This is a genomic window from Paenibacillus sp. FSL E2-8871, assembly GCF_038000345.1.
Classification (GTDB): Bacteria; Bacillota; Bacilli; order Paenibacillales; family Paenibacillaceae; genus Paenibacillus_AQ.
Map to the genome: position 1 here is coordinate 6,428,773 of NZ_JBBOBV010000001.1, position 21,296 is coordinate 6,450,068.

Sequence of the window (21,296 nt, forward strand, 5' to 3'; positions counted from 1 at the left end):
CCTCCTTGGAGTTAGGGGATTACTGAGCTATTTTGAGCTTAATCTATAGGAATTAATCATTAAACGGCTAAAAAGTATGGATATTTATCAACAATAAGGGAGTATCCATGAACAGATTTACAAGTCGAAAGAGCATCAGTAAACACTATCAGATACCCACAGTAACGTGCTAGGGGACACAGAATGATCAAAAACGCAGAGCAGCGACCCCTCCATTAAGGAGAATCGCTGCTCTGTTGATTTTTAAGGACTCTGAACTCTTATTTACAGCGCTAAATTACGATCGATGAGGGCGATACGTTGCTCTACACAAGCATGAGAGCGGAGTGGATCTTCTGGTGTATTCAGTACGTAATCTAACATTTGTTCAACCGTAGTTGTTGCTACATGGATGCGGGTGTCGGAGGAAGCGTAGTAGATATAGATCTCACCGTTATCGCGTGCAATTACACCGTTACAGAATACAACGTTGGAGACATCACCGACACGTTCTTCACCGTCTGGTGCGATGAAATGACCGCCTGGTGAATGTGTGACTTTGTTTGGCTCCTCCAGGTCAGATAAAAAGGCATAGAGGACGTATCTAAGCCCAGCGGCAGTGTTTCGCACACCGTGTGCGATATGCAACCAGCCTTTTGGTGTTTTGATTGGAGCTGGACCTTGGCCATTCTTAACTTCCTTGATGGTATGGTAGTGGCGCTCATCCATGATTGTCTCACTTGTAATCACGGCATCCTCAATCGTATCCGAGAGTCCCCAGCCAATACCGCCACCGGAGCCTGCATCAATAAAGCCATCCTGAGGGCGAGTGTAGAAGGCGTATTTTCCATCCACAAATTCAGGGTGGAGCACGACATTGCGCTGTTGAGCAGAACCTGTCTTAAGATCGGCCAGACGTTCCCAGATCTTCAGATCCTTTGTGCGGACAATACCACATTGTGCTACTGCGCTGGAAAGGTCACCGTGTGGAGCGTCTGGATCTTTACGTTCTGTACAAAAGAGGCCATAGATCCAGCCATCTTCATGGCTTACTAAGCGCATGTCGTAAACGTTGATGTCCGGAACTTCTGTCTCAGGCAACACGACTGGATGATCCCAGAAGCGGAAGCCATCCACACCATTGTCACTTTCAGCTACAGCAAAAAAAGATTTACGGTCATTACCTTCCACGCGGGCAACAAGATAGAACTTACCGTTAAGTTCTATGGCACCAGGGTTGAAAACGCCGTTGACGCCGATTCTTTCAGCGAAGTAAGGATTGGTGTCAGGGTTGAAGTCGTAACGCCAGATTAGAGGAGCGTGCTCAGCGGTAAGCAGTGGATAAGCATAACGGTTATAAATACCGTTTCCATAAGGAAGCTTTTCATTTTTACGGGTGATCAGCGCTTCATAACGTTCTGTTAATTGTTGTTTGCGTTCATGAAATAACGATGACATTATACAGTCTCCTTTAGGGTTGAATTCAGTCGTGCGATCATTTCGAAGCAGGCTCTGCTGTTATGATAAGGGCATTTCCAGGCACTAACCTTGGTTACGTGAGGGAGGGGCAGATGGTTCTCGTCCACGCCCCAGTACCATTCGCCTAGTTTGTGATCCACCATATATTTATCGATAAAAGTCCAGGAGGCTTGGGCAGCCTCGTTAAATTTGCTGTCACCGGTCAGCTGATAAGCATTATAGAATCCAACAACCGCCTCCGCTTGCGGCCACCAATCTTTATCTTTGCTTAGCAATCCACTCGGATTAGCTTCATTCCATATCCCGCCATCGGTATCTATACCTTCTGCAAGAACAGCTTCTGCCATGGAGATAGCGACGGTTCGAACACGCTGTAGCAGCTTTTCTTCGCCAAGTATTTCTGCGGCTTCCACAAGCAGCCAGCTGCCTTCGATATCATGTCCATAGGAGATAATATCTGACTTTACATTCCATGCCTCATCTAAGAAAAGATGAAAATGCTTGCCTTCGTTATCAATGATATGGTCCAGCATCGTTTCGATTAGCTCAGCCAGCGTACTCGCCAACTCCTCTGACTTCCATACTCGATAAAGTCCGGTATACGCTTCCAACACATGTAGATGCGTGTTCATTGATTTTTTCTCATTCAAGTCCTTGCTGCTAAGACTGAGGTTATCCGTGATTTGCCATTCCCGAGATAAAGCTTCAACATAACCTTTATAAGTTGAATCATAGCCATATTTCTCAACAAGCAGGAATATTTGAATGGCCTCATCTAACACCTCAGGCCGTCCAGTCGCGTGGTAGAATTCAGCCAATGCGTAGATAGCAAAAGCTTGGCCATAGATCTGTTTTTTCTCCTGAGAAGGTTTGCCTTCAGTATTCACCATCCAGTATAATCCGCCATACTCCTTATCGATGAAATGATCCATCAAATAGGCATAGGCACGCTCTGCCATGGCCAGATATTCTGTCTTGCCGTAGATCCGGTAAGCGCTGGCAAAGGACCAAAGAATACGGGCATTAAGCACAAGGCTTTTCTCCGCGTCAGGTGCAATGTTCAGCTGATTGTCGATTTCACCAACAAAACCGCCATTGATTTCGTCCTTCGTCTGTTTCATCCAAAAACTAAGAATATTACCCTGTAGCTCATCCTCAAGCTGGGTCAACCATAATTCTGGTGAATTAATCATTGGTAAGTAGTCACTCCTCACATTACTTATTGATTTTCGAGTTGAAGTAATCGTTGATGATCCCAGCGGCTTGTTTGCCATACATACAATAATCATCATTGTGTTCTGCTTCATGAATTGGATAAAGATGAGTAGGCCAATCCCAAAGCATAAAGCCCTGAACCCAATCTCTGCGCTCACAGCCTTGAAACATTGCCTGATAGAATTTGCTTTGTTCTGCTTGACTTGGTTCACCCTTCAAGGTCCAATCATTAGGAATCGCCGCACTCCCGCTTCGGCTTGGGCAACCCGCTTCCATGAAAAAGAATGGCTTATTCTGTGATCTCACCACATGCTCAATCCGGTCGAGCTGAGCTTCCCAATCGTTAGCTGGATAATATCCACTTGAAGAAATCACATCGAGCGCATCCCACCAGGTCACGTTATCCTCCTGATACTTATCGCAATTATAAGTAAGAATTCCTGAGTAAACCTTCCGAACCTCGGCAATAAGCGTACGCCATTCGGTTTCTCGTCTATCCGTTTGTACAAGCTCGCAGCCGATACAGAACATCTCACAGCCTGTTTCTTCAGCAATAGCAGCATAATGCAGAATAAATTTAGTATAAGAGCTGAACCACTCAGACCATTTAGGCTCGCAAGGAACATCCTTATCGAAAAAGTTAATGTGAGCACGCCAAGTTCCATCCGCGCAATTAACGATCGGCTTCAGGCATACCTTTAGCTGCAGTGACTTCGCTTTACTGATGGACTGTTTCACTTCTTCGTCGGTAACGGTTGGCGCCTCCCAGTAGGGAATTTCCGTAGAATGAGCGGTAGCTTGAAGCGCACTAAAGGCAATGGCCGTCCAGTTCGCTCCAGTGACTGAAGACATGAGTTCCATCGAACGTTCCGCTTCTTCCGTTTTCCATGAACCGCGTGTACCCGAGAAGCCCCAGGTTATGCCTGCAATGTATTCGTTGTTAAATATCATCGAGAATCCCCACCTTACATTGAAAATAGAAAAGAGAATAATTAGTAAAATAACTTTGTTATATAGTTATTATTAATTTGTTAGTTTATAATAACAACTTAATTTAGTTATATACTTTTTCGAAGATGATTTCAAGGACAATTTATAGTTGCAGCTGGGAAATTAGAATAACTTTCGTTATAGTAAATAGAAGACTATAAAAGAGTGTAATCGTACATTGACGTAATACATAGGAAGAATTCTATTCGTGATGATGGAGCAATCATAATAACTGGCAGATACAACTGGAGGGAAGTGCTCAAATGATAAATGTTATGATTGCGGACGACGAGGAGGTCATTCGCAGGGGGCTCGAAAAAATCACATCGAGGATGGAGCTAGATGTACAAGTAATTGGATCCTACGGTAACGGGGTGGAAGCCTGGGAGCATTTTGAAAAGTTATCCCGAGATGACATTGATCTGCTTATTACAGATATCAAAATGCCTAGAATGGATGGCTTTATGTTGATTGAACAGGTTAGAGGACATATGGAGGATATACCTATTGCCGTTCTTAGCGGTTTTAGTGAATTTGAATATGCCCGCCGAGCAATCCGCCATGGGGTGATGGATTATTTACTAAAACCTATTGATAAGACTCAGCTATATGAATTGCTCAAGAGAGTAGAGGATACAAAGAAAAAGAACGTCACAGAGCAGGAGGGGATGTTCTCTCAAGCGGCAGATGGTGGAGAGCATTACGTAGTTGAACAGACTAAAAGCATACTGGAGAGGGAGTATGATCAGAACTTCGAACTTGAGCGTTTGGCGGAGACCGTCGGTATGAATGCGAGCTACCTCAGCCGGTTGTTCAAAATAAAGACGGGGCAAACCATCACCGATTATCTAATTCGAATTCGTATTACTAAGGCGAAAGAATTGCTGATCGAGCATCCCGACTTAAAAAATTATGAAATTGCCGATAAGGTTGGCTATAGTGATCCGGTTTATTTTAATAAATTGTTCAAGAAAATGTGTGGTATGACACCTAAGGATTACAAAAGTGGCTGTAAATTACCGAAAATAGAACGTGAGTTTTAGTCCTATATAGGAAGCTATTATTTAGGAGAGCGATAAGCTCTCTTTTTTTGTGGTTATTTTCAATAAATTAGATAATAAAAACATCATAACAAAAACAAAAATAACAAATACAAGACCAGAAAAAGCAATTTAAACCATCGTTTTGAGTTAAAAATAGATCTATAATGAGTTTGTAAGCGATATCATCACTTTTTTTTAAGAGTATTTCAGTGAGTTTGATAATGGTGATTACTCTATTAAATTGATGGTGATGATAAAAGTTATTATTTTTGTTATTAAACCAAATTAGAGTCGAATTGAAGAGAGGGGTCGTAAAAGCATGAAAAAAGGCAAAACAATGATGGGCTTGATGGCACTGACACTTATGGCAGGATTGTTTAGCGGTTGTTCCTCAAACAACAACACCAACAATGAAGGCGCTAAAAACACAGGAAGCAATGGATCCTCAACAGAGGCGACGGCAGCTCCGGCTGATGATGCAGCAGCCAAGGATATTAAAGGGGATATCACGGTTATTACGCAAAGAACGGATATTGTTGATACCGTATTCAAAGAGTATGCGGCTAAGTTCAATGAGAAATATCCTGATGTAAAGGTAAACTTTGAAGCGCTTGCTACTTACGAAGATCAAATTAAAATTCGTATGAGCACTAGTGACTATGGGGACGTTCTGTTGTTACCTACAAGCATAGCTATTAAAGATATTCCCGATTTCTTCGAACCACTGGGTTCACTCGAAGATATGCAAAAACAATATACAGGTGTGGAAGAACGAGCAGTAGACGGAATGGCTTACGGAATTCCAATGACTATCAACTTTAACGGTATTATTTACAACAAACAAGTCTTTAAAGATGCCGGGATTACAGAGGTTCCAAGAACTCCTGAACAATTCTTAACTGCTCTGCAATCTGTTAAAGACAAAACGAAAGCAGTGCCTCTGTACACAAACTACGCAGCTGGCTGGACATTGACCCAATGGGAAGCGGATCTGGCTACAGTAGCTGGTAACCGTGATTATGTGAACATTGGTCAAGTGGCTAGCGACGATAACTATGTTCCAGGTCAACCTCACTATGAGCTGTACAAAATCCTGTACGATGCAGCACAAAAAGGTTTGATTGAAGAAGATCCGACGACTACAGACTGGGAATCTTCCAAAGCGGATCTGGCTAACGGAAAAATCGGCACGATGGTTCTTGGATCTTGGGCAATCGGTCAAATCAAAGGTTTAGCAACGAATCCAGATGATGTTGGCTTTATGCCATTCCCTACGAATGCAGATAAAATCCTTGTACCACTTGCTGGTGACTACAATCTGGGTGTCAGCGTTCATAGTAAAAACAAAGAAGCTGCTAGAGCTTGGGTGGATTGGTTCATTAACGAATCTGGCTACCCAACGACTGAAGGTGGCGGTATGAGCCCGGCTATCGGTGCAGAGCTTCCAGAAATTCTGAAACAATATGAAGGTACTGAAGTAACCTTTGATACACTTGCAGCTGCTAAAGCCGGTGAAGAAGGCTGGTCTGATGAAATCGACAAACAAGCCGAAATCGGTGCTTGGCAACCAGACTTCAAGAAACGGATTATTGAAGCCGCAATTGGCAACAGAAAAGAATCCTATGATGACATCATGAAGGACCTCAACGACAAGTGGAAAGCCGCTCGCGCTAAAGTCACAGCACAGTAACAACTATAAGCTTTCTTAAATGCTATAGGCGGTAGTGGATGTGGGAGGGGATATGCGAACGGGCATTTCCCCCTTCACATTTAAACGAGTCATAAATAAATGAGGATGCTTTTCTGGAGGTGTATCGGGTGTTCAAGTTTTCGAATTTGAGTTACAAAAATCAACGGATTGCCATCATATGCTTGTTCTCATTAGTGCCGATCGTATTACTACTCACGTTTGCGTATTATCCAGTAATCAGTATGTTTCGGTACAGCTTCACCAGCTGGAATGGTCTAAGTAAAAATATGGAGTACGTTGGGTTAGAAAACTACAAAACCATTTTTACGAAACCGGAGTATTTTTCCGTATTTAAGGTCAGCTTGTATTATTTCTTCACTACCTTTATTCAGATGGCACTTGCTTTGTATTTTGCAACCATTCTGAGCTTTAGTGTTCGCATGAAAAATTTATTCAAAGGGATTTTGTTCTTCCCAACCTTGCTAAACGGTGTAGCGATCGGCTTTATCTTTCTGTTCTTTTTCAAACCAGATGGAACGCTAGATACGATTCTTAACCTGCTCGGACTCAGCGGTTTACAGCAGAAGTGGCTGCTCAATCCGAACTTGATTAACTTCTCGCTCGCAGGTGCGTCACTGTGGAGATACATGGGGATGAACTTCCTGATCTTCCTTGGGGCTATTTCCTCGATCGGTTCGGATATTTATGAAGCTGCTGAGATTGATGGTGCAAACAGATGGCATCAGTTTATGCATATTATTTTGCCAAGTATTAAACGTATTCTGCAATTGAACCTGATTCTTGCGGTCAGTGGCGCCATTGGTGTGTTTGAAATTCCATACGTCATGACAGGCGGATCTAACGGAAGTAGCACATTTGTTATTCAGACAGTCGATGTAGCGTTCAAATATAGCAAAGTTGGATTAGCGTCAGCGATGGCCGTAGTTTTGCTGGGTATCGTTATAGTAGTTACTATTTTGCAGCGCGTTCTGATCAAGGAGGAGAAATAAACTATGCATTCTGTAAAATATACCACTGCTAGTATATTCAAATATCTCACCTTGATTTTGGGAGCACTTGCAGCATTGATACCTATCGTAGTTGTATTTTTTGCCTCATTAAAAACAGGGCCGGAATACGCTTCAACCGGACCGTTAACGCTGCCAGAGAATTGGCTGAATTTCTCCAACTACACTAAGGCTTTTGTTGATGGCAAAATGCTTCTAGGATTTAAAAACACTGTCATTATCGTTGTGATCTCTATCCTGGGTGCAACGCTGACGGGCTCAATGATGGCTTATATTTTATCCCGGTTTAAATTTAAAGGCAGTAAAGTTCTTATCAGTATGTTTCTGATTGCTACCCTGATTCCGGGTGTTACAACGCAAGTGGCAACCTTCCAAATCATCAATCACTTGGGCTTGTTTAATACCAGATGGGCACCCATCGTGATGTACCTCGGTACGGATATTATCGCTGTATATATTTTCATGCAGTTTCTGGATTCGATTTCCGAGTCACTGGATGAATCCGCGATGCTGGACGGGGCTTCGTATTGGACGATTTATTGGAGAATTATTTTGCCACTGCTGAAACCGGCAATTGTAACAGTAATTATTGTGAAGGGCGTAAATATTTATAACGATTTTTACACTCCTTTCCTATATATGCCGAAAACAGATCTCCAAACGATCTCCACAGCACTCTTTAAGTTTAAAGGTCCATACGGATCGCAGTGGGAAGTAATATGTGCGGCGATTATGATCGCGATTATTCCGACATTGGTTGTGTTTACCGCGTTGCAAAAGTATATCTACAATGGATTTTCACAAGGTTCCGTTAAGTAAGCTTAGTAGTAGATTTCATAGCAGCACTAGATAAAGTAGCATACTGAAAAGTTGCATACATTTGGAGGGAATACTAATGAATGAAGTGAAATTGGTAGGAGCGAGTGCAGTGAACATCCCGAACATGCCTTGGCAGGATAAGCCTGCTGGCTACGAGAACCCGATTTGGAGACATAATGATAACCCGGTTATCAAAAGAAATCCTGCAAAAGGAGTAGCCCGTATTTTTAATAGTGCGGTTACTGCGTTTGAAGGTAGTTTTATCGGAGTATTTCGTGTAGAAGATAACACAACGCGTCCGCATTTGCGCATGGGGCATAGTGTAGACGGTCTAGATTGGGAAATCGATGATGAACCGATCCGATTTATAGATGAAGAAGGTAACTCTTATCAGCCGCGTTATGCTTACGATCCACGTCTGGTTAAGGTCGAAGATACATTTTATATTATCTGGTGTACAGATTTTTACGGCGCAGCTATCGGTGTTGCTAAAACGCAAGATTTCAAAACATTTATCAGCTTGGAAAATCCATTCCTGCCCTTCAACCGGAACGGTGTATTGTTCCCTAGAAAAATCAATAATAACTTCGTGATGTTGTCCCGTCCAAGTGACAGCGGACATACACCATTCGGTGATGTATTCCTTAGTGAAAGCCCTGACTTTGTATTTTGGGGTAAACACCGCCATGTCATGAGTAAAGGTGGCCAAGGCTGGTGGCAAAGTGTCAAGATTGGCGGCGGACCTGCACCGATTGAAACTACAGAAGGCTGGTTGATGTTCTACCATGGCGTTACTGGTACCTGCAACGGTCTTGTATATAGCATGGGTGCAGTTATTTTGGATATTAACGAGCCTTCGAAAGTAAAATATCGCTCGAAAAATTTTGTGCTAACTCCTGAAGAATGGTATGAGGAAAGAGGTTTTGTGAATAACGTTTTGTTCCCATGTGCCACTCTGCATGATGCGGAGACGGGCCGTATCGCCATCTATTATGGCGCTGCTGATACTTATGTAGGCGTTGCATATACAACTGTTGATGAAATCGTCAACTATGTCATCGACACCCATGAAGAGGTTGGCGATGATGCGGGTTTAGGTAAAATTTAATAGGGTGAACAACCTTTGAGGAACAAGCTTTAGGTAGAGTGAAGTTGGGCAGATATTTGGTGGCTGAGCAGCGTTCGAAAAAAGTGTGCGGCGTGTAGTGTGCTGTATTTTGTGTGCTGGGTTCTGCACGTTGCGCGCTTTGTGTTATGTGTTATGTGGCTTGAGCTTTTCATTGCATTCTCTGCAATAGAAACTCTCGATTTCGTCTGAAAAATAGAATCTATTGCACTCTCTGCAATGGATTTCCGCAAAAATCACTTTTATGCTCGGTTTCGCTCGAACTGATTGCACAAAGTGCAATAGAACAAAGACGGGCGCTCATATGGAGAGATTCTATTGCACAAATTGCAGCCAAAGAGCAACGAGTGAGTACTATGAGCTCATTCATGAGACGCCAGTATGTCTAGGCTAAAGCCGCTAGTTGCACAAAGTGCACTTAAACTAACCTGTTTGGTGGTGTTTAGTGTAAATAGTTGCACATTGTACACTTATTTCAGGCGATTTTGCCCCGGAAACCCCGCTGTGAGCAATTTTAGTTGTATAGAATGCAATTAAATGAACAACACAACTTACTTAGCTGTAATAGTTGCACAAAGTGCAACTAGCGAGCTCTTGTTATTAGTAGAAACTAACGGAAAACTCACATAAGCGGGTTTTCCGTTTCCATTGTTTTTTAAGTGAAAAAACCTTAAGGAGGACCTTAATATGGGAAACGACATGACATTGTCACAATTAAAAAAATATAACGGAAGCAGCCCAAAACCAGTCGACTTTGACGCATTTTGGGAGCGGGCTTTGCATGATCTGGACGCCCAGTCACTAGATTATGAACTAGAGCCTGCGGAGTTCGTCAGCGAGCTGGCGGAATGTTTTCATCTGTATTTTACCGGCGTTGGCGGAGCAAGAATCCATTGTAAATATGTAAGACCGAAGAAAAGGGGTTCAGAAAAAGGTTCTGGTGTCGTGATGTTTCATGGATATTCCTGTGACAGCGGGGATTGGATGGAGAAGGTGACTTATGCGGCCCATGGGATTAGTGTCCTTGCGATGGATTGCCGGGGACAAGGCGGACTTTCCGAGGATAATCTTACAGTAAAAGGCACAACCATTCGTGGACATATTATTCGCGGCATTGACGATCCTAATCCGGACAACCTTTACTATCGTAATGTGTTTCTGGATACAGCGCAGACTGCTCGAATATTGATGTCTATGGAAGAAGTTGATCCAGCACGAGTAGGTGCTTTTGGTTTATCTCAAGGCGGAGCGCTTACTGTAGCTTGTGCAGCATTAGAGCCGCGTGTGAGCATGGCCGTTCCTGTGTATCCGTTTCTTTCAGATTATAGACGGGCTTGGGAGCTTGATATCACTACGTCAGCTTATGAGGAAATTAACTATTATTTCCGCTTTTTTGATCCCCATCATTTACGTGAGGACGAGATTTTTAATAGACTGGGTTACATCGATATTCAGAATCTCGCGGAGCGAATTCAAGCCAAAATGTTGTGGGTTACAGGGTTATCCGATGTGATTTGTCCACCTTCAACGCAGTTTGCCGCATACAACAAAGTACTAGCGCCCAAAGAGCTTATGGTTTATTATGAGTACGGTCATGAGTATTTGCCATATCTTTCCGATCGGGTGTTACAAATGTTCATGACCTTGTAAACGATAAGCCAGTAGGCATAACAGACGACAACGGTGGTGAATGATTAGATGAAAGTACAAGTGAAAAAAGAAAAAAGACGATTCCAGCTGCATCCATCCAAATCCATTGGGGTGCGGCTTTTTCTCATCTTCTTTGTTTCGACGATGGTGCTCGTGCTCTCTCTCGGCTACACTTCCTATTCCGTAGCTGAGCATACGATCGAGACGAATGCTCTGTCAGCCAATCAACAGACAGTCGTTCAAACCGCTGAGAAGTTTGATGTGGAATTGTTACGTTATGAGGATGGTCTAGGAAGAATCTTGTACGACAATGAAATTCAAAATGCACTCAAACAAGGGAATAATCCCACTACAAGTAATGAGGAACGTAAGGTACTATCTAACCAGATTAGTACGCAGCTAAATGATTGGCTCACGGCATCAAACGGTGTGGAGGCAGTATACCTTATTCCGATGAATGAGGGTTTTCCAATTTCTTCGGCGGGTACAAAAGATAGCTCTTTTATTGAGAATTTCAGAGAATCTTCGTGGTTTAAGCAGCTAGAGGAGAAGCCACAGAGTGTATGGATTCCACGTGAATTACAGGGTCAGGAAGGAAATACGTCAGGTGTTTTCCATTTGGCCAAATCGATTACCGGTGATTCTAAAAGCTCAGGATACATAGTCATTAACGATATTGGAATTAGCGAATTAGAAAATCAGCTTCGTAAAGTGGATCTTGGAACCAGCTCCTACATGCAATTGCTGACGAATAAGGATGAATTGATTGCCTCCTCCCAGCAAGTGGGGACAGATACATATCTGAATCTGGGAGGGACGCTTCTGGGTGGTCTGCAGAATACAGCAGGCTCATTGCCAACAAAGGATGAGAAGGGGAAATCTATATTAGCTGTATACGGAACACTTGAAACCTCGGGATGGAGATTACTTGGTGTTGTACCGGCTGAGAACTTGACGAAAGACGCGCTGCGTATTCTTAAGACTACTTATATTATTGTTGCTGTAGCTGCTGTTATCGCCATTTTAATAGGATATTGGATGCTCAGAATGGTATCTCGACCGCTGACCAGACTAAAGAATTTGATGTCAGAGGGAGCGGAAGGGAATCTGGGAGTACGTACGAATATCACCTCACGTGATGAGATCGGTCAGTTATCTGGCTCCTTTAACATGATGATGGAACGAATAACAGAGCTGGTTATCCATACGAATGAAACCGCTCGGAAGGTACTGGAAACCGCGGATGAGCTTAGCTGTGTTTCGCGCAAGACAGCTGATGCAGCTATGGATATTGCCGCGGCCACGGAAGAAATTGCGGGTGGTGCTGGCAGTCTAGCCTTGGAAGCTGATCGTGGCAATGAGTTGACGGGGCAAATTTCGGTACAGATGGATTTAGTCAATTCAGCTACTCATGAGATGGATCACACCGCACATAGCATCGGCGAACTCAGTGAGGAAGGCTTCAACAGATTGAACGAATTACTTAATGAGACGAAAAGGACGGGCCTGAAGACGAATCAGCTTGTGGTGAAGGTTAATGAGCTGACAGAAACGGCATCTTCCGTTATGAAGGTTCTTAATGTTATGCAGAATATTACACAACAGACAAATATCTTGTCTCTGAATGCCACCATTGAAGCAGCAAGAGCAGGCGAGGCTGGACGCGGATTCATGGTGGTAGCCGATGAGATACGTCAGCTTGCAGATCAATCGAAAGAGTCTATCGCTGTTGTGGCTGAAATAACAGATACCGTTATGAGAGATATGAACGAGACGGTTGTGGTTCTATCAGAAGTTGCACCGCTCTTTAATCAGCAAATGACTTCCGTGCAGAGCACTAGCGATATCTTCGTATCTGTGCAGGATCAGATGCAGCATTTTATCGCCCGTTTGAATGCTGTTACTGTGTCGATGGACAGCCTGAGCCAATCGCAAAAGGTTCTATCCGATTCGATGAGCAACGTAAGCTCAATAGCTGAGGAATCATCAGCTGCCTCTCAAGAAGTTGCCTCACTTAGTGGAGAGCAACAAAGTGTAAGTGATCATTTGGTAGAGCTTTCTTTGAAGCTAGAGGATGCATCCTTGCAGTTAAAGGAGAAGTTATCGAAGTTCAGCGTATAGGGTAGACATAACAGAATACTAAAATAATGAACCGCTTATTCCTTTTGGAGAAGCGGTTCTTTGTTTTGAGCGGTGACAAGCCAGAATATAAATTTTAGCTTCTGATGTTGCAATGAACATTTTATGGCGATTCTAATGGATGTAGGTAGGACATAATAGGTGTGGAGTCTGTTCAGGAGGGAAGACATTGCGTAATAACAAACATCGGCGTGTATTCAGCGGTCTTCTTATTTTATCTGCGGCTGTAGCTGTGTTGATCCTTAGGCTGGCGTGGGTTCAGCTAATTATGAAGGAACAGACGGTTCCTGGAACAAAATATACACTTGCGAAGATGGCAGAAATTCAAAGTGAACGGGAGACTGTACTAGACAGCGGTCGGGGACGTCTGTATGACCGCAAGAATGAGCCTCTTGCGGGGAAAACCATTTGGACGGCGGCTTTTTTTCCACAAGAGGAGATGGCTAAGAAATCTGTGACGAAGGTTGTTTACGAAGAAGCTAAACCCATGCACCGATTGGCGGAGATTCTGGGTGTCAGCTATGAACAACTGTTGAATAAGCGGTCGTCACTGAAAGAACCTTTGCTATGGCCATCTTCAGTGGGAAAAGGACCACTCGCGTTGTCTCAGGCACAGGCAGAAGAAGTGAGTGCACTGGGGATCGACGGAGTAGGCGTGCTCCCTTTCGCACGCAGATATGATGGGAGTTCTTCAGGTCGGCAATGGCTAGGCTATTTATCGGAAGCCACTATGCATGCTGGAGCTAAAGCTTCTCCTACGGGTCTTAGAGTTCCTATGACGGGAACGGACGGTTTAGAGAAGACATTAGAGCCTTTGCTTCAAGGGGTAGGACACACGGAAGCTTATGTTCAAGTGGATGCGCGTGGGAATCGCCTTCCAGGCAGTCCCATTCAAGTTAAAGCTCCGGGCAATCCTTATTTCCCTCTGTCGTTATATACAACGATTGATAAGAAGCTTCAGGAGGGAATTGAGGAGATTGCGCTCAAATCCGGAATGAAGGAAGGAGCCATAGTGGTGTTAGATACCGGGACGGGAGATATTGAAGCCATGGTATCTTTACCCTTCTATAATCCAGAGAAGATATCTCCGCAAGGCGGGGAGTGGAACAATCGGGCACTCCAGGCTGCCGTTCCTGGATCGATCTTCAAAATCGTTACAGCCGCCGCGGCGTTAGAAGCGGGTGTAACCTCCGCTGATGAGCTTTTTTATTGTTCAGGGCAATTTGAGAAATATGGATTGTCTTGTCTGACAGGAAAAGGACACGGACCCCTTACGCTGGCGCAAGGATTCGCCGTGTCCTGTAATACTGTATTTGCTGCTCTGGCAGAGCGCTTAAGCGGTATCCAGCTTCAATCAACTGCACTGGCGCTAGGACTCGGTAGAGATATCAGCTGGCAAGCCGAGAAGACGCTTGGGTTTCCACTTCTAAAACCACTTTCCGGAGAGCAAAAGGGAACCATCTTTACTACCTTACTGCCGGATGACAAGGGAGCCAGGGTACAAACTGCAATTGGACAGCGGGATGTACAAGTCACACCCTTACAAGCAGCTAATCTTATTGTAACGCTACTGCATGGAGGTGAAGTAAGGGCACCAAGGATTCTGCAGCGAATCACATTTGCGAACGGGCAGAAGCTGGAGGAGCTGCCGGGACATCTGTCCCCTTCCTCAGCAGGGAGAATTTCTGAGTCTACAGCCCGCCAGTTACTGTCCATGATGCGCAAAGTTGTAACGGAAGGAACGGGAACCCGTCTACAAAGCACACACTGGCCTGTTGCAGGTAAATCTGGGACGGCACAGACGCTGGTTAAGGGCGTAGCACGCAACAATCAATGGTTTATCGGCTATGGTCCGGTGGATCACCCAAAATATGCTGTATCAGTTGCAGTAGAGAATGTCGCTCCGGATAGTCCGCATCTCGCCATTAAGCTGTTCGGTCAGATATTTGATTTATTATCGTCTTCTACAGAAGCATGAGGCTCCGGAGGAGTAGCAGTGGCCTTGCCCTTAGATGAAGGGCCATTTGCAGCAAAGGGCGAAACGATAAACTCTTCTTGAGGCAAATAGATCCAGCTCTGAAGATATCCTTGTTGAATTAGTTCTTTGATCAGAATAAGCAGAATCGGCGACAGGATCAGACCGGCCATACCGAAAGCGGATGTGGACAGAATGACGAAGGACAGCATCAGAAAAGCAGACGATACGCCAATCGAATTCCCGGTAATCTTCGGTTCAAGCAGTTGTCTTACAATCAATACAATCGCCAGGAGTACGATTAAACCGATTGCTAATGAGGTATTGCCAACAATGAACAGATAGATGATCCAAGGGACTAAAATCGTCGTTACACCAAGGAGCGGCAAGACATCAAATACAGCACAGATAAGCGCCATAGTGATTTCGTTACCGGTCCTTAGTATGAATAAGCCAACCAGTACGATAACAAAGGTAATGCTGATCAGAATAAGCTGGGCTTTTAAATAAGAGCCGATGGCTTTAAAGACGTTGCCCTGCAAAAAAGCGTAAGCAGTTTTAAATGTTTTTGGCATTTTGTCATGGGCAATCTTGCGCCAATCTTTAATCTCCATACTAAGGAAAAACGCTAAAATAATGGCGATCCCAAAATTGGCCATGAAGGAGGAGAAGGATCCGAGCACACCGACCATATATTTTAGAAAAGTAACAAGCCATCCAGTAAGAACATTCGTGGCATCTTTAAAGTAGCCATTCACTTTATCGGTAATATCCGGCGGCAAGCTTTCGATTTTTTGCTGAAGGTAGGTTGTGGATTCCACGAAATGTTGTTGCACCACATATGTATACTTAGGAAGATTATCTTGAAAGTGAAGCGCTTGGATGGTGACTAATAGCCCAGCGCCAAATAACGTACCCAGAAGAACGATTAAGAACAGAAGCACTGAGATCGCTGAAGCGAATGGTTTGGCAAGCCCCCGTCGGTTCAAGAAACGGGCAAGCGGTTCAATAAGCAAAAATACAAAAAAAGATAGGAATACAGGTGCAGCTAACTGATACAATTTACTGAAGGCGAACATAACCAGATAGACCGTGAGGACAATTAATCCAATGTCGAAGAACGTGCGCCAATATTTTTTGTATAACGGCAGCATAGATATAAACAACTCCCTTTTTTAATAAGTTGATAGGTCAGCTTGAATACATTGTACATGATTTTACCTAAAAACCGTCTATTTCTTTGATACATGTGTTAAAATAGGGGGTAACGTATTTTTTATCTAACTTCACTTGGCCGTATCACAGGTTCTGCTTGCAGACGTAAGGCGAGCCAAAGTCAACTCTGGAAAAGCGAGGAATTCATATGCAGACTTTGCTGCTCTGGTTATTTTATATCTCATCTTTTTATGCTTTTATCCCGGGTATGATTAGCCGCATTTTTGGTTACCGTGTCTTTCGTAAAGGAACTGGGCGAAATGAGTTCGCGTTGACCTTTGATGATGGACCTGACCCTCGATTTACACCGTTACTTCTGGATTTATTGAAGAAGTATGATGCAAAAGCAACCTTTTTTGTAGTAGGATCTAACGCTGAACGTTATCCGGATCTTATTAGGCGGATACATGAAGAGGGACATCTTATTGGAATTCATAATTATGTTCACAAGACGAACTGGCTCATGCGGCCCGCAACCGTTCGTCGGCAGATTCAGCGCACGAATGATATTATCTACAACATCATAGGCGAGCGTAGTACTTATTACCGTCCACCTTGGGGGATTGTCAATTTGTTCGATATTTCCAAACGTCGCCAAGTTGAAATTGTTCTATGGTCGGTAATGTTTGGAGATTGGCGTGAGAAGCTTGGTGCGCAGCGTCTCACTGAGAAGATGCTGGCGCGATTAAATCCCGGTGAAGTGATGTTGCTGCATGATAGTGGCACAACGTTAGGTGCCGATCCGGACGCACCCGAGAATATGCTTGTAGCCCTTGAACTGACGCTGCAGGAGGCCCAAAGAAGAGGACTGCGCAGTATTCGAGTGGATGACATGATCAAGATGGCGGAGAAATCACCGATTCGGCGTTTATCCTTTGGTAAACGAGTACTGGTCGGACTCTGGTTGGCTTGGGAGCAGGTATTCCAAGTAATGTTCCAGCTCAAGACGATTAATCCAGCCGATCCATTCATGCATTATCGAATGCGTAAATATCAGGGAGAGCCTGTTGAACTTGGTGATGGAACCTTGTTGAGTAAAGGTGATAAAGTCATTGAGCTGCATATTGATAACAGGCAATTATTCGAGTTAGGTATTCATTCTCATTCTTCTGCTCAACTTGCGATTCGAATGATCCGCAGAATGGAGAAAGGGTTGCCAATGCTGGCAGAAGTTATTGCCGAAGATGTAAACCTCGCGCAAGCCAAAGCACTTTATGGGGTTAGTATGATTAACCGTGGGCCAGAGAAATTCGGCTTTAGTGTACATGATTTGCCCGATGGCATATTCGCACGCTCCACCAAGTTTTACTTAAAGATCCTGTTAAGTGTGATTCATCCAGATGGTGGTGCTAGGCTCAAGGAGCGTAGTGAGGTCCTTGTACCGAAGCTAATCCTGATGCCTGTCTCAGAATTACTCAAGAAGATGAATAAGCAACTGCCTCATGATGAAAGGTCAGTAAGAAAACGTAAACCGCAGCAAGAAGAAGCGTTGTCACTTAATGATTCACTCACAGAAGTGGAATTGCCAGGAGCAACAGTAACGAATTGATTCATGATATTATTTAGTCTTATATAATGAAACGTAATATAGATGCCTCACAAACCAGAAATGGATTGTGGGGCGTTTTTTCTTGTGCCCAATAAAAAAGAGCAGTCCGACCATAGATTATCTAAGGTAGACTGCTCTTGTATGCCAGGAACAACTAGAACTCGGATTTGCTAATTAAATCTTCAGTACTGCACCGTTACTTGCGTTGGTAACCATTTTGGAATAGCGAGCCAGGTAACCAGTCTTAACTTTAGGCTCAAACTCTTTCCAGCCTGTACGGCGAACCGCCAATACTTCTTCGTCAACCAGGAGTTCAATCTTGCGATTGTTGAGGTCGAGTTCAATGATGTCTCCATCTTCAACAAAAGCGATCGGGCCGCCTTCAGCAGCCTCCGGAGAAATGTGCCCGATGCTAATTCCGCGGGAAGCCCCCGAGAAACGTCCGTCTGTAATCAGACCAACCTTAGCACCAAGACCCATCCCCACGATTTGCGATGTAGGAGCTAGCATTTCCGGCATTCCCGGTCCACCCTTTGGACCCTCATAACGGATAACGACTACATGGCCTTCTTTAACCTTACCGTTAGCGATACCTTCGAGTGCGGATTCTTGGGAATCAAAGCAGATCGCAGGACCTTTGTGATATCCACCAACAGAAGCATCTACTGCACCTACCTTAATGATGGAACCTTCAGGAGCCAGGTTGCCGTAAAGTACGGCGAGACCGCCTCTTTCGGAGTAAGGGTTATCGATTTTATGAATTACGGAAGTATCTTGGATTTCATGTCCGGTTACGTTCTCGGCTAATGTTTTGCCGGTAACCGTCATGCAGTCTCCGAACAGAGCACCCGGTTTCTTAAGTAGTTCATTTAATACGGCACTAACGCCGCCCGCGCGGTCCACATCTTCAATGAAAATATCGGAAGCCGGAGCCAGCTTAGCCAGATAAGGAACACGGTTAGCCACTTCGTTAATGCGTTCAAGCGGATAATCGATACCAGCTTCTTGAGCAAGTGCAAGGGTGTGCAGCACCGTGTTAGTGGAGCCGCCCATTGCCATATCCAGCGCAAAAGCGTTATCGAGGGATTCTTTAGTTACGATATCTCTTGGTTTAAGGTCTAACTTAATCAATTCCATCAGTTGAGTAGCAGATCTGCGTACAAATTCTCTGCGCTCATCAGCTACAGCTAGGATGGTACCATTACCTGGCAATGCCAGTCCAAGTGCCTCTGCCAGGCAGTTCATGGAGTTGGCCGTGAACATTCCCGAACAAGATCCGCAGGTAGGACAACCGAATTGTTCTAATTCAAGCAATTCAGCATCGTTGATTTTGCCTACTTGGTGAGCACCTACGCCCTCAAATACCGAGGTAAGGGAGAGCTTTTTACCTTTACTATCTACGCCGGCTTTCATTGGACCGCCGCTTACGAACATGGTTGGGATATTAACACGCAGTGCGCCCATCATCATACCCGGTGTGATTTTATCGCAGTTAGGGATGCAGACCATGCCATCGAACCAATGCGCCGAAACTACAGTTTCCAAGGAGTCAGCGATGATCTCACGGCTTGGCAGTGAATAACGCATACCGATATGTCCCATTGCGATACCGTCATCAACGCCGATCGTATTAAATTCAAAAGGAACGCCGCCAGCTTCACGAATCGCTTCCTTAACGATCTTACCGAACTCTTGAAGATGCACATGACCTGGAACAATATCAATATAGGAATTGCAGACCGCAATAAACGGCTTTCCGAAATCTTCTTCTTTTACTCCGGCTGCACGCAGGAGACTACGGTGTGGAGCACGGTCAAAGCCTTTTTTAATCATGTCTGAACGCATTTTCTTAGCTGCCATATTGACATTTCCCCCCTAAATAAATTGCAATGAAATATAGTGTCGCATTAACGCAATGAACTCCAAAGACCTGCGTATATACGGTTTATAGAATGAACGGGGACGAGCTTCCTAGAGAAGAAGGGCGAAGCCGATTCTATAAAAAATGCCGCTGTTTTGGTATAAACGGTTCCCGCCTTTAATGAACGGAGAAGTCATTGTTATTAGTGAGTCTATCACAAAGAGCACGTTTTTTCTACCGGACAATGTGAAGTTTCTCATGATGAGACCGGCCTTAAATAGTATAAAAAAACCTATCCGCAAGGGGATAGGCCACTTATAATGAGCGCCTTAAGGCAACACGCTGCAGGGTGATCATCCAGCCAACGGGGGGCTCAACAATAGGATGCATCAGCCTTTTTACACTTGGTTGGGCTAAGAGAATGGTCAGTAAGATTGCAGAAAGCACCAATAACATGGCACCTAAAGAATGGTTGATATAAGAATACAGGCCAGAAACAGCGGCAAAACGAACGATAAATCCGTGAAGTAGAAAAACATATAACGTACGGGAGCCCCAGTCAGTCAGCCGGCTAAGCGAGTAAGGAATCCATCCCATAAACGCTAGTGCAGCAGTGATTTGTAGCCCGTAAACGCCCAGACGATAAATTCCAGCGTACCATTCTTGAAGCCCAAGCTGCATGTAGGTCATACTTCCATAAAGCCAGCCTATCGGCAAGTCTGATCCCCAAGATGCAAACAGAAGGAATAGAAGGATGGAGACTGCGGCAGCGGTAATTTTAATCCATTTTTGAAAAAAGCGAGAAAAGGACTGGAACGAAAAATGATAACCTAATACGAAGAATGGCAGGTATACAAAAGTGCGGCTAATGCTGAACCATACGCCATCAAGCTGTAGGTACCCAACGGCAATTCCAGCGGCGACAGCAAAAATGAATTGAGTGGCAGGCGCCCATTTACGCATCCCGATCATCAGTATACGCCAGAAGGCATGACTTGCCAGGAACCATAAGAGCAAATAGGGGGCGAAAAAGGAATGATGGATACCCTGCACCTGATATATGGTGGCGTCCAGCACAGAGTAGAGGCTTTGAAAAATAATGTACTGGAATCCGATTTGCATGATAATGCGACGGCCTTGTGTACCTGTAAGGTGTTTATTGGCAAAAAAACCTGTAACGAGCACGAAGAGCGGCATATGAAAGCTGAAGATCCACATATATAAGCTATACAAGCTGCTCATTGAGCCTATCAATGGTTCTATGGCGTTTCCAACGATTACAGTAACAATGAGAACAAAACGTAAATTTAGAAAAAAGGTCTTTCCAGGCGTGTCTAGCGAGTTTTCCCCTACCATGACTTCCCCCCAAAGATGCTTGATGCTTTAATTTTAAAATACAAGATTTTCTTCAATTGAATTGTGAATTAACTCACTATTGAAAGCGTTGTCATAAGTGCCAAATGTGGCGATGTGTTGAAGGTTGTTAGAACAGTGGGTTTCTACTATAATTTTCTTATATGCAGTAACATCCGGGAGTG

General features: G+C 44.2%; 15 protein-coding genes. 9 read left to right on the forward strand and 6 right to left on the reverse strand.

Annotated elements, in window-relative coordinates; translation table 11 throughout:
- Positions 1-264: 264 nt before the first annotated feature.
- Genes NYE25_RS28825 through NYE25_RS28835 form a run of 3 tightly spaced genes read right to left on the reverse strand, consistent with a single transcriptional unit; the run spans position 265 to position 3,624 of the window.
- Positions 265-1,437: a glycoside hydrolase family 130 protein gene (locus NYE25_RS28825; protein WP_341147479.1), complete on the reverse strand. Its 1,173-nt coding sequence runs from the start codon at positions 1,435-1,437 to the stop codon at positions 265-267.
- The gene (locus NYE25_RS28830; RefSeq protein ID WP_341147480.1) at positions 1,437-2,651 is read right to left on the reverse strand and encodes an AGE family epimerase/isomerase; all 1,215 of its coding nucleotides are present in this window, start codon (positions 2,649-2,651) and stop codon (positions 1,437-1,439) included. The genes NYE25_RS28825 and NYE25_RS28830 overlap by 1 nt, the downstream gene beginning before the upstream one ends.
- 22 nt (positions 2,652-2,673) lie before the next feature.
- The gene (locus NYE25_RS28835; RefSeq protein ID WP_341147481.1) at positions 2,674-3,624 is read right to left on the reverse strand and encodes a glycoside hydrolase family 113; all 951 of its coding nucleotides are present in this window, start codon (positions 3,622-3,624) and stop codon (positions 2,674-2,676) included.
- Positions 3,625-3,926: 302 nt separating this feature from the next.
- Here NYE25_RS28835 and NYE25_RS28840 point away from each other — a divergent pair, with 302 nt between their 5' ends.
- The 8 genes from NYE25_RS28840 (at position 3,927) to NYE25_RS28875 (ending at position 15,136) form a co-directional block, all read left to right on the forward strand.
- Positions 3,927-4,706, forward strand: a complete 780-nt coding sequence (locus NYE25_RS28840; protein WP_341147482.1) for a response regulator transcription factor — start codon at positions 3,927-3,929, stop codon at positions 4,704-4,706.
- A 319-nt stretch (positions 4,707-5,025) separates the two neighbouring features.
- Positions 5,026-6,396 carry an ABC transporter substrate-binding protein gene (locus tag NYE25_RS28845; RefSeq protein WP_341049382.1) on the forward strand — a complete coding sequence of 457 codons (1,371 nt, stop codon included), beginning with the start codon at positions 5,026-5,028 and terminating at the stop codon, positions 6,394-6,396.
- Between the two features lie 128 nt (positions 6,397-6,524).
- Positions 6,525-7,406, forward strand: coding sequence for a carbohydrate ABC transporter permease (locus NYE25_RS28850; RefSeq protein WP_042186108.1), 882 nt, complete (start codon positions 6,525-6,527; stop codon positions 7,404-7,406).
- Positions 7,407-7,409: 3 nt separating this feature from the next.
- A complete protein-coding gene (locus NYE25_RS28855) occupies positions 7,410-8,243 on the forward strand; it encodes a carbohydrate ABC transporter permease (RefSeq protein ID WP_042186110.1) in 834 nt (277 codons plus the stop codon).
- Positions 8,244-8,319: 76 nt separating this feature from the next.
- A complete protein-coding gene (locus tag NYE25_RS28860; protein WP_341147483.1) occupies positions 8,320-9,351 on the forward strand; it encodes a glycoside hydrolase family 130 protein in 1,032 nt (343 codons plus the stop codon).
- A 705-nt stretch (positions 9,352-10,056) separates the two neighbouring features.
- Positions 10,057-11,019, forward strand: a complete 963-nt coding sequence (locus tag NYE25_RS28865; RefSeq protein WP_149645799.1) for an acetylxylan esterase — start codon at positions 10,057-10,059, stop codon at positions 11,017-11,019.
- A gap of 48 nt (positions 11,020-11,067) precedes the next feature.
- Entirely contained in the window at positions 11,068-13,140 is a 2,073-nt protein-coding gene (locus tag NYE25_RS28870) for a methyl-accepting chemotaxis protein (protein ID WP_341147484.1), read from the forward strand.
- A 187-nt stretch (positions 13,141-13,327) separates the two neighbouring features.
- Positions 13,328-15,136 (forward strand): peptidoglycan D,D-transpeptidase FtsI family protein, encoded by a 1,809-nt coding sequence (locus tag NYE25_RS28875; protein ID WP_341147485.1) that lies wholly within the window; start codon positions 13,328-13,330, stop codon positions 15,134-15,136.
- Here the strand turns inward: NYE25_RS28875 and NYE25_RS28880 are convergent.
- Entirely contained in the window at positions 15,097-16,287 is a 1,191-nt protein-coding gene (locus NYE25_RS28880) for an AI-2E family transporter (RefSeq protein WP_341061534.1), read from the reverse strand. The genes NYE25_RS28875 and NYE25_RS28880 overlap by 40 nt on opposite strands.
- A gap of 209 nt (positions 16,288-16,496) precedes the next feature.
- Between NYE25_RS28880 and NYE25_RS28885 the strand changes: the two genes are divergently transcribed.
- A complete protein-coding gene (locus tag NYE25_RS28885) occupies positions 16,497-17,897 on the forward strand; it encodes a polysaccharide deacetylase family protein (protein ID WP_341049372.1) in 1,401 nt (466 codons plus the stop codon).
- A gap of 174 nt (positions 17,898-18,071) precedes the next feature.
- Here NYE25_RS28885 and ilvD read toward each other — a convergent pair whose 3' ends face one another.
- Together ilvD and NYE25_RS28895 are read right to left on the reverse strand one after the other, a co-directional pair.
- Positions 18,072-19,757, reverse strand: a complete 1,686-nt coding sequence (ilvD, locus tag NYE25_RS28890) for a dihydroxy-acid dehydratase (protein WP_076284249.1) — start codon at positions 19,755-19,757, stop codon at positions 18,072-18,074.
- Between the two features lie 316 nt (positions 19,758-20,073).
- On the reverse strand, positions 20,074-21,114 hold the full coding sequence (locus tag NYE25_RS28895; protein WP_076300030.1) for an acyltransferase family protein: 1,041 nt from the start codon (positions 21,112-21,114) through the stop codon (positions 20,074-20,076).
- Positions 21,115-21,296 lie beyond the last annotated feature (182 nt).